The sequence below is a fragment of the Larkinella soli genome, assembly GCF_003703975.1.
Lineage (GTDB): Bacteria > Bacteroidota > Bacteroidia > Cytophagales > Spirosomataceae > Larkinella > Larkinella soli.
The window spans coordinates 86,073-99,908 of record NZ_QTJY01000003.1; the positions used below are offsets into that span (position 1 = coordinate 86,073).

Genomic DNA, 13,836 nt, shown 5'->3' on the forward strand with positions numbered 1-13,836 from the left:
ATCCCCGGCCTCTCTCTGGTCAGGAGCAGGCCGGGGGGTTCCGTACGGGAGGGCGTTATGCTTTCAACGAAGCCTCCGCTCCCCGGTCAGGAAGGGGCTGGGGGGTGGTTTTTGACAACGACAGCAGATATTTCAGCAAGGGCGCCAGGTGCAGCGCCTGAAACATTTCACCCTGCTCGACGATTTCGAGGGCGCGTTCCGGGGAGACGATGTGAACGGTGATTTCTTCGGTGCTTTCCAAATCCTGGGCCTGCTGGGGCCGGACGCCGGTCGCCAGATACGAAAAGGTACGGTTGGTGTGGGTACCGGGGTTGGCCGAAAGGGTCATCAGTTCGCTCCATTCGCCCCCGCCGAAGCCGGTTTCTTCCAGCAGTTCCCGTTTGGCGGCTTCGAGCGGCTCTTCGCCCGGATCGATGACGCCCGCGCAGAGCTCGTAGTGGACCCCTCCGACCGCGTGGCGGTACTGCCGGATCAGCACCAGCTGCCCGTCATCCGTGACGGCCACGACGTTGAGCCAGTCGGGATATTCGAAGATATGGTATTCGTCGATGGCACCGCCCCCCGGCAGCCGGACTTTTTCCATCCGGACGGTGAACCAGGGTTTACGGTGGAGATACTCCGAATTCAGCACCTGCCAGGGCTGCGGATCATTCGTGTGGGACATGATTTCAGGTTGTTATTCTCGCCTTCAAAGCTACGCATTCCGGTCCCGTAAATAGATACCGTCAACAAATCAATTGTTAATTGGTTGAGGTTGCGTAACTTACTGTATCGTTCAATAAAACCCTGCGCTTATGAAGTCTTTCTACGAGGAAGTAGTTTTCATTACGGGTGCGGCTTCGGGAATCGGCCGCGAACTGGCCGAACAGCTCGTCGGTTACGGTGCAACGGTGATCGCCACCGATGTGGACGCCAAAGGCGTCGAGCGGCTGGCGGATGAACTGAGCGGGTCGGGAGGTCGGATCGACTGGTACCGGCTCGACGTTACGGATTATCATGCGGTGCGGCTGCTCGTTCAGCGGGTGGCCGACCAGTACGGTCGCATCGACTACGCCTTCTGCAATGCCGGCATCGGTATCTCGGGGGCGGTTCAGGAGCTGACGTCGGACGAATGGGAGCGGCTGCTGGCCGTCAACCTGAACGGCGTTATTTTTACGGCGACGGAAGTATACAGGCACATGGCCCGGCAGGGTTATGGGCACATCGTCAACACGGCTTCGATGGCCGGAACCACGCTCGGCGGCAGCCGGGTCCCCTACCAGACCACCCGACAGGCCGTGGTGGCCTTCTCCCGCGCGCTGCGGGCGGAAGGCCAGCAACTGGGCATCCGGGTGACGGCCTTCTGCCCTGAATACGAACCGGTTCTCCTGCTCGAAAACGGCCTGGCCGGCAGCCGCGGGGCTGCGCCGGATCTGAACCTGGCCTCGGCCGTGGAGCAGTTGCTCAACGGGGTTGAATTCAACCGCGAGTTGGTGGAGGTGTCCTTCTCCGACCGGCTGTTTGCCTGGATGAACCGGTTTACCCAGCCGATCATGCGGTCGGTGGCGGTCGGTGACCCGGCAAAGGTCCGCAAGGTTTCGACCCAACCCGAAACGGAAATCATGCATCACTGGTAGCCCTGCCCGTTGACCCCGGAGCGCCCCGGTGCTTCGGGGTCGTTTTCCCACCGATGAACGATCTCTCCGCTTTTCTTGAGGAAAACGGCTTTTCCGCCGAAGACCGGGAAACCATCCTGGGCGCCTTTCTCCCGCTGTCGTTCCGCAAGGGCGACTATTTTCTTCAGGAGGGCCAGACGACCCGGAAGATCGGCTATGTCCGCAAGGGGGTTTTTCAGTATTTCTACAACCACGACGGTGACGAAATCACGACGTATATCGCGTCGCCCGGCGGCTTTGTCGTTTCTCTCGGCAGCTTCCTGCAGCAGATGCCGGCCCGGGAGAACATCCGCGCCCTGACCGAAGCCGACCTGCTCGTCATCTCCAAAGAGCGTTTCGATCAGCTTCGGGCGGAGAACGACCGGTTTCAGGCTTTTTACGTCGGGTTGCTGGAAAGCCAGATGGTCTGCATCGACGACAGCCGCTTCAACCTCATCACCCTCACCGCCGAAGAAAGGTACCAGAAACTGCTGACCGAAGAACCCCAGCTGCTGCAACTGGTTCCGCAGCATTACCTGGCCTCCATCCTGGGCGTGACGCCCCGGCACCTCAGCCGCATCCGCAAACAGGTTCGGTAAACGTTTCTTTCAGCCTTCCCGATTTATAGACATTTGTCCGGAAGATTCGCCGGCCGCCGGCCGACCTTTGTATCGTCACCTTTCCACAACACGATATGAAGACCATCGCTTTCTTCCTTCTGCTGGCCGCTGCCGGGCCGGCCTTCTCCCAGTCCCGGTTTTCCCGGCACGAATTCAGTATCAACGCCTTCCGGAATCCGTCGGTCGGCCTGGAATACCGCTATCGCAGCGTGTCGGTCCATGCAGGCTATTACCCGACCGTCGTTTCCCGGAATCCGGAAGGCACCTACGTCACTACCTCGTTCGTCCGCACCGGTCTGAGCTTCTGGTTCCTGCCGGTCGGGAAACGGGAGCATCCCTCCTCCTTTTATGCCTCCCTCTCCTGGGTTCGCGGGCTGGACCGTTCCTACCGGGGTGACCACGGCCTGATGGCCGACCTCGGTTTCCGCTGGATGGTCTGGAAGGGGCTGAACGTTCGGCTGGGAGCCGCCCTGCTGACCTCGCCGGGACACCGCCCGAAACTCAACCCGACCCCCGGTATCAGTTATTCCTTTTTCTCCCGTTAATCCCCCTTACGTCCCATGAAAACTTCCCGACCCGCCCGTTCCGCCGGAACGATGCTGCTTCTCGGCTCGACCCTCGTCCTGATTCCCTACACCCTTCTGACCCTGATTTTCGACTACCCGGCTATTCTGCGGGAGAGTCCGGGCGTCATCCTGACCCGGTTTCAGGAAGGCGGCCCGCAGCTGATTGCGGTCTGGTGGGCGTTTGCCCTGACCGGACTGCCCCTGCTGGCAGCGTTTGTCCGGCTGGGTCAACTGCTGGAAAACCGGCACCCCCTGGTTCGGCTCGCCACCACGTTCGGCCTGATCGGGGGCGTTGCCCAGATCGTCGGGTTGCTCCGCTGGACGTTTGTGGTGCCGGTGCTGGCCCGGTCCTACGTCACGACCGATGACCCGGCAGTAAAGGCGACCACGGAAGCGGTTTTTCAGGCCGTCCACCAGTTCGGCGGGGTGCTTCTCGGCGAATCCGTCGGGCAGTTGTTCACCATCGGCTGGACGGTATTGACTGCGCTCGCCCTCCGGCAGCTCGGGTGGATTTCCGGTCGGATGGCGGTTTTCGGCTATACGGCTTCGGGAGTTTATCTGCTGGCTCAGAGTGAGTTGTTCGCCACGGTTCTGCCCGGTTTTCCGGAGGTGGGCTGGGCGGGCCTGGCCGGCAGTACGCTCTGGCTGGTCTGGATGGCCGGAATCGGGCTTCGGTTACGCCGGCCGGCGCCGGACCATTCAAAAACCTTTGGGCCGTCCGCTGCGGAAAGTTTCCGTAATTTGCCGGCATGACGATTCAATCCCTGAACGAGCTTAAACCGTCCCACCGCCAGGCCATTCAACGGATCGAGCGCCTGTGTCAGGCCGAAGACGGTCTGGGGAGCCACCTGTACTGGGATAAGTCCATCAACTGCGTTCCTGAGATGCCGCACTGGTTTCTGCTCTACGAGAAAAACCTGCTCATCAGCGTCATTTCGGCCTTTGCGCCCGGTTCCGCCGAGGTGGAGGTCTGCGGGTATACCCTGCCGCAGGCCCGCCGGAAAGGCTATTTTTCGCGCCTGCTGAACACGGCCGCCGACGAGTTCCGCAAGTTCGGGTATCAACGGATGGTGCTGATCACCGACCAGCTTTCCCGGTCGGGCAAGGCCTTCATCCGGAAGCTCGGGGCCGTTTATTCCCATTCCGAATACCTGCTGATCTGGAAGCCTCTGCCCCGGGAGCAGGTACCCGACTACGACCCCCGAATCCGGCTCCGACCCGCCGGCCCCGACGAACTCGACACCCTCACCGACCTCAGCGTCAAAGCGTTCGGCGACACCCGGGAGGAAGCCCGGCGGCTGGTGGAGGCCACCATGGCGGCCCCGCACCGACGGCAGTACGTGGCCTGTCTGGACGAACGGATCGTCGGCATGGTGGGCGTGACGGTAGAGAAGCAGCAGGCCTACATCATCGGGCTGGGCGTCGATCCCGACCACCACGGCCAGGGCTTCGGGCGGAGTATTCTTCTGCAACTGATCACGATTCTGCGGCAGACACCCCTCCAGGCCATCCTGATCGAGGTCGATGCCGAAAACCGGTCGGCGCTGCACCTGTACGACAAATGCGGGTTCGAAGTGCAGCTCGGGCAGGACTATTACCGGGTCCCGCTCTGAAGCCGGTTACATGTTGGCGTCTTTGCCCTCCTGAAGTTTCTGGATCATACCGGCCACACTGCTGCGGTTCAGTTCGTTGGGCGCCTGAGGAAGGGCCGCCTGAAGGTACGGGAGCGCCTTTTTATAATCGCCGATGGCCGACAGGCCGCGTCCCATGCCGACGTTGGTCGTGAACTGGTTCGGGTTCTTGTCGTAATTCACCCTGAAGACCTCATAGGCTTCTTTGGCGCGTTTCTGCTGGAGCAGCGTGCGGGCATACTGGTGGAGTTCGTTCATGTTGCCCATCGGCACGGCCTCCTTCATCAGGGCCTCTGCTTCAGTCTGCCGGTTTAGGGCGGCCATCACGAGCGCCTTGGTACTGAGGGTCTGGAAGTTCTTCTGGCCGATGAAGGGGGCGCTAATGCCCTGATCGGCCCAGGCCAGTGCCTGCTCCAGATCGGTTTTGTTCTGGAGGCAGTAGCCGGCCGCCTGCACGAACGACTGCCACGTAAAACCCGGCGAATTGCGAAGTTCGTTCCGGAACGAAGCCACCTGAATTTTATGGACGTCCACCTCCACCCTGAAGGGAATCATTCGCTTCTCCCACAGCAGGGCGACGGTCGCCCCGAGGTCGGTCTGGTCGACGAATTCGTATTTGAGCCATTCGACGCTCCGGTCGAGCGGCTGGTTCCGGACCGTCACCCGCAGCGCGTCTTCGGAGGGTTCGTAATAGAAGCTGCCCCAGGAGGTCGAATTTTTCGAAAAGATGACGGAGGTTTCCGACTCGCCCAGGATCATGAAAAGGCCATAGGTTCCGGCGGGCAGGTCTTTGCCTTCCACCCTGACGTCGTGCGAGAAGGTAATGGTGGTATTCTCATTGGCGCCGGCCCGCCAGGGGGCGGCTTTGCTGGTGCCGAATCCGGGGTCGGTCAGGCCGTAAGGCGCCACGGGCGTCCCCCAGATTTTACCTTCCCGCCCTTTGACGCCGGGCCGGTTGTAGAGGATCGTGACGGTCGAAATGCCGATCTGTTCGGACACCGTCGCCTTCTTGTTGCCTCCGTCGGGGGCGGTGGTGAGCCGGCCCTGCGCCCGGAGTGTAAACGTGGTCAGGATCAGGAGGATTCCGGCGAGTAAAGAGTTGGTTTTCATAGAGATTGATGAGTGGAACAATACGGCGGATAAAGTAAAATGAAGCAAACCGTCTTCCTCTCCTCCATTCTGGGGGATAATTGACAAAAACCCCGCTCGTTTAGCCCCCTATGTACCCCAAGTTCCCGTAATGCACCTATGATCAATCCGAAAATACCAGGTACCTTCAGCACCCCCTTTCAGGTACAGCATTCCTCAAATCCGGTACGGCCCCACCCTTTCGGGTACGGGCATCCCCGCCACAAGGGGAGCAAAAGTACCTAAAAATGGCCGATTCCAGCTCCGTAAGGCCATTTTACACTCATTGAATCATATTTCACATCAATCCCGACGTGTACACGTTATATTGGCTTTCCTGTCCAATAATTAAACGTGTATACGATGATCAGCAAACGACGCATGGCGATTTCGCTTAAGTTCAGGCTTCGTCACGGGCAAACGACGGGTTCGGCCTACCGCCAGCTCCAGATTCGCCTTACCATCAACGGCCAGACGGCAACCGATTACGGCTCCGGCGAGTACGTTCGCCCGGATAAGTGGAATTACTTAGAGCAGAAAATGGTGGGCCGCTCCACCGAGGCCCAGGCGCTCAACGACAATTTGTCGGAGATTTACGCCCGCCACAAGGAGATCCTTCGTCAGCAGAAATCCGACTATCAGGCCGGCCGAAGGCCCGACCCACCGACGGCAGTCTCCGTCCGGGCGGCCTGGCTGGCCGAACACCGGCCCCACCTTCAGCCCAAAGCCCCCGACCCCATCGTAAAGCACCCGAAGACGGTGCTGGAGCTGATGCGCGGCTACATCGAACACATGCGGTCGTATGAAGGCACCGAGCAGGCCTACTCGCCCAAGACGCTCCAGAACTGGGAGGCCCATTTCAACTCGGTGCGCAAGTACCTGCTCAAACTGGAGAAGACCGAGCTGACGCCCGCCCAGACCAGCCGCCACTGGTACAAGGCGTTGTACACCTGGCTGCTGAAGCGGCCCATGAAAGCCGCCGACGCAGGGCGGCATCTGACCCACCTTCGGAAGGTGTTCGAGTATTACCACGAGGCCGGGGAGCTGCCGGAGAACCCGCTTCAGAACTACAAGCCTCCGACTTCTCCGCCCAAGCCGGTGTATTTTCTGGAAGAGCGGCACCTGACCCAACTGTGGCGGATGAAATGGCTCGGCGAGGCCGGGGTGGCGCTCGACTGGTTTCGGCTCATCTGCTACACGGGCATGGACGCGGGCGATCTGGCCCGGTACGTGGAAGACCCGGCGTCCCTGGAGGTGGAGACCGGCGACGGCGTGGTGATCGACACCAGCCGGCTGAAGACGGGCCTACGGGCGCAGATTCCCAAGCTGCTGGAGGTGGACGTGATCTTAAGGCGCTACCCCGGCGGCATTCCGTTCATGTCGGGCAAGACCATCAACACGTACACGCATAGGATCGAGGAAGAACTGGCCTTCCCGCAACGGATCACCTGCAAGATCGGCCGCAAGACCGCCGGGGCGCTGTTTCTGACGATGGGCTTTCGGCTCGAAGCCGTCTCGCTGATCCTGGGCCATGCCAGCGTGAAGACCACCGAACGGTATTACGTGAAGATACTGCCGTCCATTGTTCATCACGAGATGAGACGCTTGAACAGCAAGGAAAAACCGGCGTGGCTGGGCGTCGGCAGTGAGCAGGAAAAACAGGCGTAACGATCCGAATAGCTATACTGGTTAATTACTGTACCGCGCGGGCTTGTCCCCGGCCCGTGCTTACAATGATCCCGATTGCAATTATGCAAGATGTAGCGTACCTTTCGGTATGAACTACGTCACCCCGTACAAATACGCCAAACTTTGCGGCGTCTCGCATCAGGCCATCTACGAACGCATCCAGCGCGGATTGATTGAAGTGGTGCAGATTCCCAGTCCCGACGGACAGGTGAAGAACTACATTGATACTGACCGCTTTCCCCCTCAGAAACTCCGAAAATAAAAGTTAATTATCTTGCATATATACAGGTTATTTTGTAGGTTAGCGATACAAATAAGATAGACCAAAATGGGAGTCGAAACCGCGATTAGCTGGACGGATGCCACCTGGAACGTAGCCAGAGGCTGCACGAAAGTGGATGAGGATTGTAAGTACTGCTATATGTACCGGGAAAGCCTCAACAATACCCGCTACAATCCGAAGGCCGTAGAACGCACGAAAACCGTGTTTAATCTGCCCTTGCGATTGAAGGAGCCGCAGCGGGTCTTTACCTCATCGCTGACAGACTTCTTCCATGAAGCGATTGACCCGTTCCGCTATGAGTGTTTCGACATCATCCGCCGTTGCCCGCACCTGACCTTTCAACTGCTGACCAAGCGGCCCGAACGGATTCACGATGCTTTGCGCAATGCATACGATGAAGCCCATTGGTATAATCTGCCTGAACTGGGCAATATGATGTTTGACTGGAAAAACGGCCGGATGCCTAAGAACGTCTGGCTCGGGACTTCTATCGGCAGTCAAAGCAGTATTCAACGACTGTTCGACCTATTGTCCTTAGCCGCTCCGCGAGATGGGGGCGTTTACTTTCTTTCCCTCGAACCCATGCACGGCGAAATCATTCTGCCTTTAGACGAGGAAGTTGATTTTGGCCCGAAGGTGAAGGACTTGCTCAAGTGGGTCATCATCGGCGGGGAAAGTGGCAACGAAAATGGGATGTATCGCTACCGGCCGTGTCGCCTTGAATGGATTGAGAATCTGGTTGACCAGTGCCAGACTGCCGGAATTGCCGTTTTCGTCAAGCAGTTGGGCACGCACATTGCAAAGGAATTGGGCCTGAAACACCGACACGGGGCCGACCCTTCGGAATGGCCCGAACATTTGAGAGTTCAACAGTTTCCGGTTTAACCCATTCCTATCCCCCATGAAACCCCTCCTGCCCTACCTCCTGCTCATCCCCGCGTCAGCGGCCCTGTACTACCTCCTCAAGCCTGTCCTGCGCCAGAACGACGACGAAGCCGCCCGCGTGGATGCCCTCGAACGCATGGCCCACAAGGCTGAAGGCGAGGATGATCTCCGGGCCGCGCTGGCTGCCTGCGAGGATTTGCTGAATCGGGTCATGCTGCCGCAGCACGAGGCCCGGGTGCTGGCGGTGAAGGGGGAGGTGGAGAAGAAGTTGAACTGTAAATAGAGATATGGAAACGAAAACAGAAGCAGAGACTGAACGTTTTGCCCGACTTATCGATAATGCTCGATACGGAGCCGAACTGACCTTTGAACAGGAAAAAGAAGCCCGTGACTTAGGGTTGGTGGTCGTATTCGGTGCGTCCGATGACCTCATGGAACTCCGTGGCGCGCTCGATGACGAATTAGACTGTTACGACGGTGGCACGTTTTATCTTGACAAAAACGGTCCTCTACCGAACCGGGATGAAATTGAGGAAGACGGCGCCCTCGAAGCGTATTTCGAGCGGAAAAAGGCGGCCCACAAGATCGAAGCCGTTTGGGGGGAAGGGGAATGGTCTTGGTCGTACCGTACCGATATTCCTCACGCTACATTTACTGTTTTTGAAGACAGAGAGAAGTACTGTCAGGGCATCGTGTTCGCCTTAAACAACCTTTGACCCCGCCTAATACGGCAACTCATCCCCGTACATCCGCCGTTTCATCGGGTCGATGGGCGGGGGCTAAACTTCAAGATAGAGAAATGAGCCGAATCGAGGAAGTCATTGAAGACGAAACCCACCGTATTGTTCTGGTAACCGACCCGACCGACCCGACATTTCTTAACTACGTTTACTTCGTTCCTGCCGGGAAGTGGGGTAAAAAAAGGCGCTGGCACTTACAGGACAACCGGCTGGTAAGTAAGCGGCTACCTGTCGAAGAAGTTGAAAATCTATTTAAGGGCAGTGGCCTTTCCGAAAAAAGAAACCCGGAATAGTGGTTCCGGGTCGGGCCTACGATACTCTCGTAAGGGGGGCTGCACAAAGATAGCTAAAAATGACTCTTAAGTCAATAGGGAAGTTCGTCACCGTACATCCGGCGGTCTTCCTTGAGAGGCGGGGGCGTCTGCTCGCACAGGGCGCGGATGGCAACGTAGGTCGGGTGCTGCTTATCACCCCCGGCCAGATCAGCCACCATGGCCAGCAGCTGGCGGTAATCCTCCGAATTGAGCGCCACAAAGCCGACCTCCAGCGACAGGTTCTGCTCCTTGCTGCCGCGTTCGCTGCGGGCCTCCTTGAACTGGAGGTAGTGGAACAGTTCGGGAACCATCTCGTAGGTGAGGTTTAGCCGGTCTTTCTGGGAGCGGTAGTGCCGCAGGTCGCGGCCGGTCAGGTTTTTGGTAGTGCGGGTTTTGAAGAGCATAGAACAAAGGTAATAGACATGAGACAGATTAAATTCAGGGCGTGGGATGCCGAACAAAAACGAATGTTTTATCCCGGCGACAAATACACTTCTGTGGCGGTATTCAAATACGATAAGCATACCGCTGACCTTTCCTCTGTAGATATTGGGGAGGGAAGTTGGGAATGGGAAGTTTACGGAATCAATTGGAGGGCGGACGCTCAGGACAAGCAGCCTCTAATCCTGATGCAATGCACCGGACTGAAAGACAAAGATGGCAAAGACATCTATGAGGGCGACCGCCTCAGACGCGGAGAAATGACAACTATTGTCTTCTGGGATGAGTTTAGTGCCAGTTTTCTCATGCAGGATAAGGCACTCAACAATCTTCCGATGGAGTTTAGAGAGATTGGCTGGAAATGGCAGGTGGCAGGTAACCTTTACGAAAACCCGGCAAAGAAAGAACCCGCCTGAAAAATCACTAATTTACGGCCTTAACCCGCCGTCGCCATGCCCCATTCCCGCCAGCGCCTGTACACCATGAAACGAGTTCCGAACCCGTGGGAGTTGGGCTACGACTTCCAGAAGGCTTTTGAAGCCGAAGACTACGAAACCTGCGCCACCATCAAGCGGCAGGTCGAACACCTGATCGCCACCGGGCAGCTGGATGAGCAGTTGATGCAGGGCTTCCGCTCATGGAATCCCCAAACGCAGCGGTTTGAAGGCGAGCCGACGCACCGCTTTAACGGGCTGTACGACGCCTACTGGCAGCAGCACCCCTGCTGAGCCAGCACCGCGCGAAGCAGCCCGGAATGGGAGCGGATGCTGTGGAACTTAGAACGGCCCAGAGAGGGCAGATAAATGGATATGGAACTACCACAGGAAGAATTAGATCGACTCATGCCCCGGCCTCAGTTGGGCGAATGGCTGTATATCGTTAAAGGATATGGAACCTACTTATCCCTTCATAAATACGTTTATCAGGGCTACAACCGGGACCAGCCATCGCGTTGGATTTTTTACGACTACACCTACCCTTGGGAACAAGGCCCGCCCAAACAGGTGTCATTTATTCAGGCCGATTTACTTAAAGAAAACGTGTTTCGTTCTCTTAAGGAAGCGCAGGGCTTTTATTTCGGCCAGGTTCATGAATTTTACCAGAGGGCAAGAAATACTTACCTTGAGGTCATCGCCAACCCTGAACCTGCTCCTTTGAAAGTCGAAGGGCCGGAGAATAAATGGTATTTAGTTAAACCGCAAACGGAGTACTCTGCGCCTGAGCCAAATAAGCCCGAGCCGCCAAAACCCACGCCACCTCCGGCCCCGGCGCCTTCAGGCAAGAAGTCTATTCCTTCCAGCCCTCTGGAAATTGTAATGTACGTCCTAAACTCAAAGAAGCCCCTTGTGGCAATCGCGGAAGAGTGGGAAGTCGTTCCGCTAACAGTGGGTAATAGGTTCCTGCGGGCAATGGGTGAATTGGCAAAGGATAACTCCGAGTTGGCTGTAATTCTTGGTCGGGAAAAGACTTCCGAAAAGCTCCGTTTACGCAAGGACAAGATTCTGGCGGCCCTTCAGCAACCCGCCTGACACCAAAAAGCCCGGAACCAAGCGGCCCGGGCTTTCCCATTGTTTTTCTCTGTCCAATGAAGGCGCAGCAAGCAGGACGGTCCGCCGTTGCGGTCTGCGCCAGTATCTTCAAGGGTGGGGAGAACGGTGCCGGAGCATGGCCCCGGCTTGTTCCAGACTATTCCTAACCCTTATCCTTCCTGTTCCTTGTAATGCCGATAGGCAGCCGCCAATTTCAAATCGTAGTGATTGTCGCGGTAGTTCTCGCCGTTGTATTTGGCAGCAAACCCCGCCCAATCCTTTGCCCTCAACTCATCGGCCAGCCCCTTCGAGATGCAGAACCGGCAGAACGCGAGCAGATGCTCATGCACCCCTAATTTCATCGCATCCACGAAGGCATGAACGTCCTGAAAACCGCACCGCCAGGCATTGAACCCCATGATCTGGAACATGCCCCAGCTCGTGGATTGCAGGGCCGCGTCGGGACTGAGCTTCATCGCCACCGCCAGCCGCTTGTAATCCTTCGCCGGGCCTTTATTGTAGCGGCCATCGGCGAAATACGGGTGTGAGATGGTCGGGTAGCCCACGTCGTAAATCCGGTTGGTCAACTTCCGAAACCAATGCCCCTCGAACCGGAGCACCAGCCGCCCGTCGTTTAAGAATCCCTTGCCGGCGGCCTCTACATCGGCCACGGCCTTCACCGTCGCTACCTCCACGCCCAGCAAGTCCGCCGCCTGTTGGAAGTCGGCGTCGGTCAGTGTGGTCTTTACTGCCATCTCGTTTATAAGTTACTCAATTCGTTGCGTTTATCCTACCGCCTGCGCTTCAGAAAATCAAACAGTTTGCGCTTTCGGGGGGCAGGAGCCGAATCCCGCCTGACTACCACCCCGGCGGCCTGGCTGCTGTCCCTCAGCGTCGTATCGGCCACCACGGAGGCGACGACTTTCTGCACCGTGTCGACCTTCATGACCACCGCTTCGACCTTCTCCTGCGTGGCCTCCTGCCGCCGGCTGACCCGGCTCAGATCCTGCCGCACCACGCGGGTGGTCTCCCGCAGCTGCCGTTTGAGCCGGGCGTTCTCCCGCGTGGTCTCCGCCAGTGTCGTGAGCATGGCCGCCTGATTGCTCAGCGACTGCTTCAGCCCCTCGGCCAGCCCCTCGGCCAGCACCCGCACCTGACGGGTCTCCTGCCGGTTGCGCCGGATGCTCACCTGCTGCTGGCGGCCCAGCTTCTCCTGCCGCTTGGAGGCCCCCACCAGGTAGTGCAGCGTGTCGGGACTCTCCCGGTAGAACGAGGTGATGCCCGCCCCGAGCGAGACCAGCACCACCAGCCCCAGAATAGTCGCCACCACCTGCCAGGTGCGGCGGTTGAGCGTCAGTTCCTCGGGCCGCTGGCCCTTGTAGAGCCGGAACACCCGCACCAGGCCCGACATGGCGATCAGCGTCACCAGCAGCGGCAGCGACAGGCTGATGATGCGGGCATCGTAGAAGGAGATGGCGAACATCATGGACGACACGCCGATGATGCAGCACAGCAGCAGCTTGTAGGGCACCGACAGCCCTTTGGTGAACTCGAGAATGCCCCAGTAGGCGACGGCCAGCACCCCCAACGCCATCGTCAGGATGTAGTACAGGAGCAAATCCAGAATCCGGGTGACCTCCGGGCTGGCCTGAATGAAGGGCAGCAGGTAGGCGACATCCACCGCATACGCCCCGTAGAACCATTGTGCAATCTTTCTCATGGCTTTTCTTCGTCCTTGCCGAGCAACCAGCGTTTCAAAAAACCTTTTAGTGTGGAATTGGGATTACGTTCAAAACCTTGCGCCAGCCGCCGGAAGCCCATCAGAATCCAGACTCCGCCCACGCCCGTCGCCATCGCCAGAATGCCCGCCGGGTAGACCCCCAGCCTGCGCTCCTCGTGCGCCCAGCCCGCCAACAGAATCGCCAGGGCGGTGGAGGCCAGCACCGTGACGACGTTGTAGGCCACATCGCGCCGGTGGCGAACTTCGGCCTCGTCGGAGGCCGACACCACGCGGGTGAACAACGCGCCCAGAAAGGCGATGGGCAGGGCCTTGACCCAGAAAGGCACATTCGCCAGGATCTGGAAAAATTCGGTTACGGATGCACTTTCCATCGTTGGGGGTGCCGGCCGGAGCGGTGCGGCCTACGGCGGTTATGTTGATACGTTGTTATCAGACAACTCCGGCAGCGGCGGCTTCCTTTCTCGATGGTCGGGCCGGGCCGGTGGTGGGAATCCGGGGCAGGCCCTCGGTTATTTTGGGTGCGGTACTTTGGTAATCAGGTACTTAATGCGTATATTACTATCTCATTATCATCCTCCTTTTTTGTCGCACGGGCGTTGGGCTGGTCTGCAACTTTTTTATCCCCCAGCGCCCGT

Annotated in this window: 20 protein-coding genes; 14 read left to right on the forward strand and 6 right to left on the reverse strand. The window is 58.2% G+C overall.

The genetic code is table 11. The features are described from left to right. Positions 1-55: 55 nt before the first annotated feature. Positions 56-664 (reverse strand): NUDIX hydrolase, encoded by a 609-nt coding sequence (locus tag DX909_RS09980; protein ID WP_128545027.1) that lies wholly within the window; start codon positions 662-664, stop codon positions 56-58. A 130-nt stretch (positions 665-794) separates the two neighbouring features. On the opposite strand from DX909_RS09980, the gene DX909_RS09985 reads away from it, so the two are divergent. The 5 genes from DX909_RS09985 to DX909_RS10005 all read left to right on the forward strand — a co-directional run bounded on the left by DX909_RS09985 (position 795) and on the right by DX909_RS10005 (position 4,433). Then, positions 795-1,616 (forward strand): SDR family NAD(P)-dependent oxidoreductase, encoded by an 822-nt coding sequence (locus DX909_RS09985; RefSeq protein WP_128545028.1) that lies wholly within the window; start codon positions 795-797, stop codon positions 1,614-1,616. Between the two features lie 53 nt (positions 1,617-1,669). After that, positions 1,670-2,233, forward strand: a complete 564-nt coding sequence (locus tag DX909_RS09990; RefSeq protein ID WP_128545029.1) for a Crp/Fnr family transcriptional regulator — start codon at positions 1,670-1,672, stop codon at positions 2,231-2,233. 95 nt (positions 2,234-2,328) lie between these two features. After that, positions 2,329-2,799, forward strand: coding sequence for a hypothetical protein (locus DX909_RS09995; RefSeq protein ID WP_128545030.1), 471 nt, complete (start codon positions 2,329-2,331; stop codon positions 2,797-2,799). Between the two features lie 15 nt (positions 2,800-2,814). Beyond that, positions 2,815-3,573 carry a DUF4386 domain-containing protein gene (locus DX909_RS10000; RefSeq protein ID WP_128545031.1) on the forward strand — a complete coding sequence of 253 codons (759 nt, stop codon included), beginning with the start codon at positions 2,815-2,817 and terminating at the stop codon, positions 3,571-3,573. Beyond that, the gene (locus DX909_RS10005) at positions 3,570-4,433 is read left to right on the forward strand and encodes a GNAT family N-acetyltransferase (protein WP_128545032.1); all 864 of its coding nucleotides are present in this window, start codon (positions 3,570-3,572) and stop codon (positions 4,431-4,433) included. The genes DX909_RS10000 and DX909_RS10005 overlap by 4 nt, the downstream gene beginning before the upstream one ends. 6 nt (positions 4,434-4,439) lie before the next feature. Here DX909_RS10005 and DX909_RS10010 read toward each other — a convergent pair whose 3' ends face one another. Beyond that, the gene (locus DX909_RS10010; RefSeq protein WP_128545033.1) at positions 4,440-5,561 is read right to left on the reverse strand and encodes a DUF2911 domain-containing protein; all 1,122 of its coding nucleotides are present in this window, start codon (positions 5,559-5,561) and stop codon (positions 4,440-4,442) included. A gap of 381 nt (positions 5,562-5,942) precedes the next feature. Here DX909_RS10010 and DX909_RS10015 point away from each other — a divergent pair, with 381 nt between their 5' ends. The 6 genes from DX909_RS10015 to DX909_RS10035 all read left to right on the forward strand — a co-directional run bounded on the left by DX909_RS10015 (position 5,943) and on the right by DX909_RS10035 (position 9,469). Next, the gene (locus DX909_RS10015; protein WP_128545034.1) at positions 5,943-7,247 is read left to right on the forward strand and encodes a tyrosine-type recombinase/integrase; all 1,305 of its coding nucleotides are present in this window, start codon (positions 5,943-5,945) and stop codon (positions 7,245-7,247) included. A gap of 109 nt (positions 7,248-7,356) precedes the next feature. Further along, positions 7,357-7,530: a hypothetical protein gene (locus tag DX909_RS29500; RefSeq protein ID WP_164851245.1), complete on the forward strand. Its 174-nt coding sequence runs from the start codon at positions 7,357-7,359 to the stop codon at positions 7,528-7,530. Between the two features lie 66 nt (positions 7,531-7,596). Further along, on the forward strand, positions 7,597-8,436 hold the full coding sequence (locus DX909_RS10020) for a DUF5131 family protein (RefSeq protein ID WP_128545035.1): 840 nt from the start codon (positions 7,597-7,599) through the stop codon (positions 8,434-8,436). A gap of 16 nt (positions 8,437-8,452) precedes the next feature. Beyond that, positions 8,453-8,719: a hypothetical protein gene (locus tag DX909_RS10025; protein ID WP_128545036.1), complete on the forward strand. Its 267-nt coding sequence runs from the start codon at positions 8,453-8,455 to the stop codon at positions 8,717-8,719. Between the two features lie 4 nt (positions 8,720-8,723). Beyond that, positions 8,724-9,152: a hypothetical protein gene (locus DX909_RS10030; protein ID WP_206512989.1), complete on the forward strand. Its 429-nt coding sequence runs from the start codon at positions 8,724-8,726 to the stop codon at positions 9,150-9,152. Between the two features lie 83 nt (positions 9,153-9,235). After that, the gene (locus DX909_RS10035; protein WP_128545037.1) at positions 9,236-9,469 is read left to right on the forward strand and encodes a hypothetical protein; all 234 of its coding nucleotides are present in this window, start codon (positions 9,236-9,238) and stop codon (positions 9,467-9,469) included. A gap of 71 nt (positions 9,470-9,540) precedes the next feature. Here the strand turns inward: DX909_RS10035 and DX909_RS10040 are convergent, their stop codons facing one another. Then, positions 9,541-9,894 (reverse strand): hypothetical protein, encoded by a 354-nt coding sequence (locus DX909_RS10040; protein ID WP_128545038.1) that lies wholly within the window; start codon positions 9,892-9,894, stop codon positions 9,541-9,543. An 18-nt stretch (positions 9,895-9,912) separates the two neighbouring features. Here DX909_RS10040 and DX909_RS10045 point away from each other — a divergent pair, with 18 nt between their 5' ends. The 3 genes from DX909_RS10045 (at position 9,913) to DX909_RS10055 (ending at position 11,460) form a co-directional block, all read left to right on the forward strand. Continuing rightward, positions 9,913-10,347: a YopX family protein gene (locus tag DX909_RS10045; RefSeq protein ID WP_128545039.1), complete on the forward strand. Its 435-nt coding sequence runs from the start codon at positions 9,913-9,915 to the stop codon at positions 10,345-10,347. Between the two features lie 36 nt (positions 10,348-10,383). Continuing rightward, entirely contained in the window at positions 10,384-10,659 is a 276-nt protein-coding gene (locus DX909_RS10050) for a hypothetical protein (RefSeq protein ID WP_128545040.1), read from the forward strand. 81 nt (positions 10,660-10,740) lie between these two features. Beyond that, positions 10,741-11,460: a hypothetical protein gene (locus DX909_RS10055; RefSeq protein WP_128545041.1), complete on the forward strand. Its 720-nt coding sequence runs from the start codon at positions 10,741-10,743 to the stop codon at positions 11,458-11,460. A 170-nt stretch (positions 11,461-11,630) separates the two neighbouring features. Here DX909_RS10055 and DX909_RS10060 read toward each other — a convergent pair whose 3' ends face one another. The 3 genes from DX909_RS10060 to DX909_RS10070 are packed head-to-tail and all read right to left on the reverse strand — an operon-like array spanning position 11,631 to position 13,572. Beyond that, a complete protein-coding gene (locus tag DX909_RS10060; protein ID WP_128545042.1) occupies positions 11,631-12,215 on the reverse strand; it encodes an N-acetylmuramidase family protein in 585 nt (194 codons plus the stop codon). A gap of 35 nt (positions 12,216-12,250) precedes the next feature. Further along, entirely contained in the window at positions 12,251-13,180 is a 930-nt protein-coding gene (locus DX909_RS10065; RefSeq protein ID WP_128545043.1) for a hypothetical protein, read from the reverse strand. Continuing rightward, complete coding sequence (locus DX909_RS10070) at positions 13,177-13,572, reverse strand: hypothetical protein (protein ID WP_128545044.1); 396 nt, start codon at positions 13,570-13,572, stop codon at positions 13,177-13,179. Before DX909_RS10070 ends, DX909_RS10065 begins: the two co-directional genes overlap by 4 nt. Between the last annotated feature and the right edge of the window lie 264 nt (positions 13,573-13,836).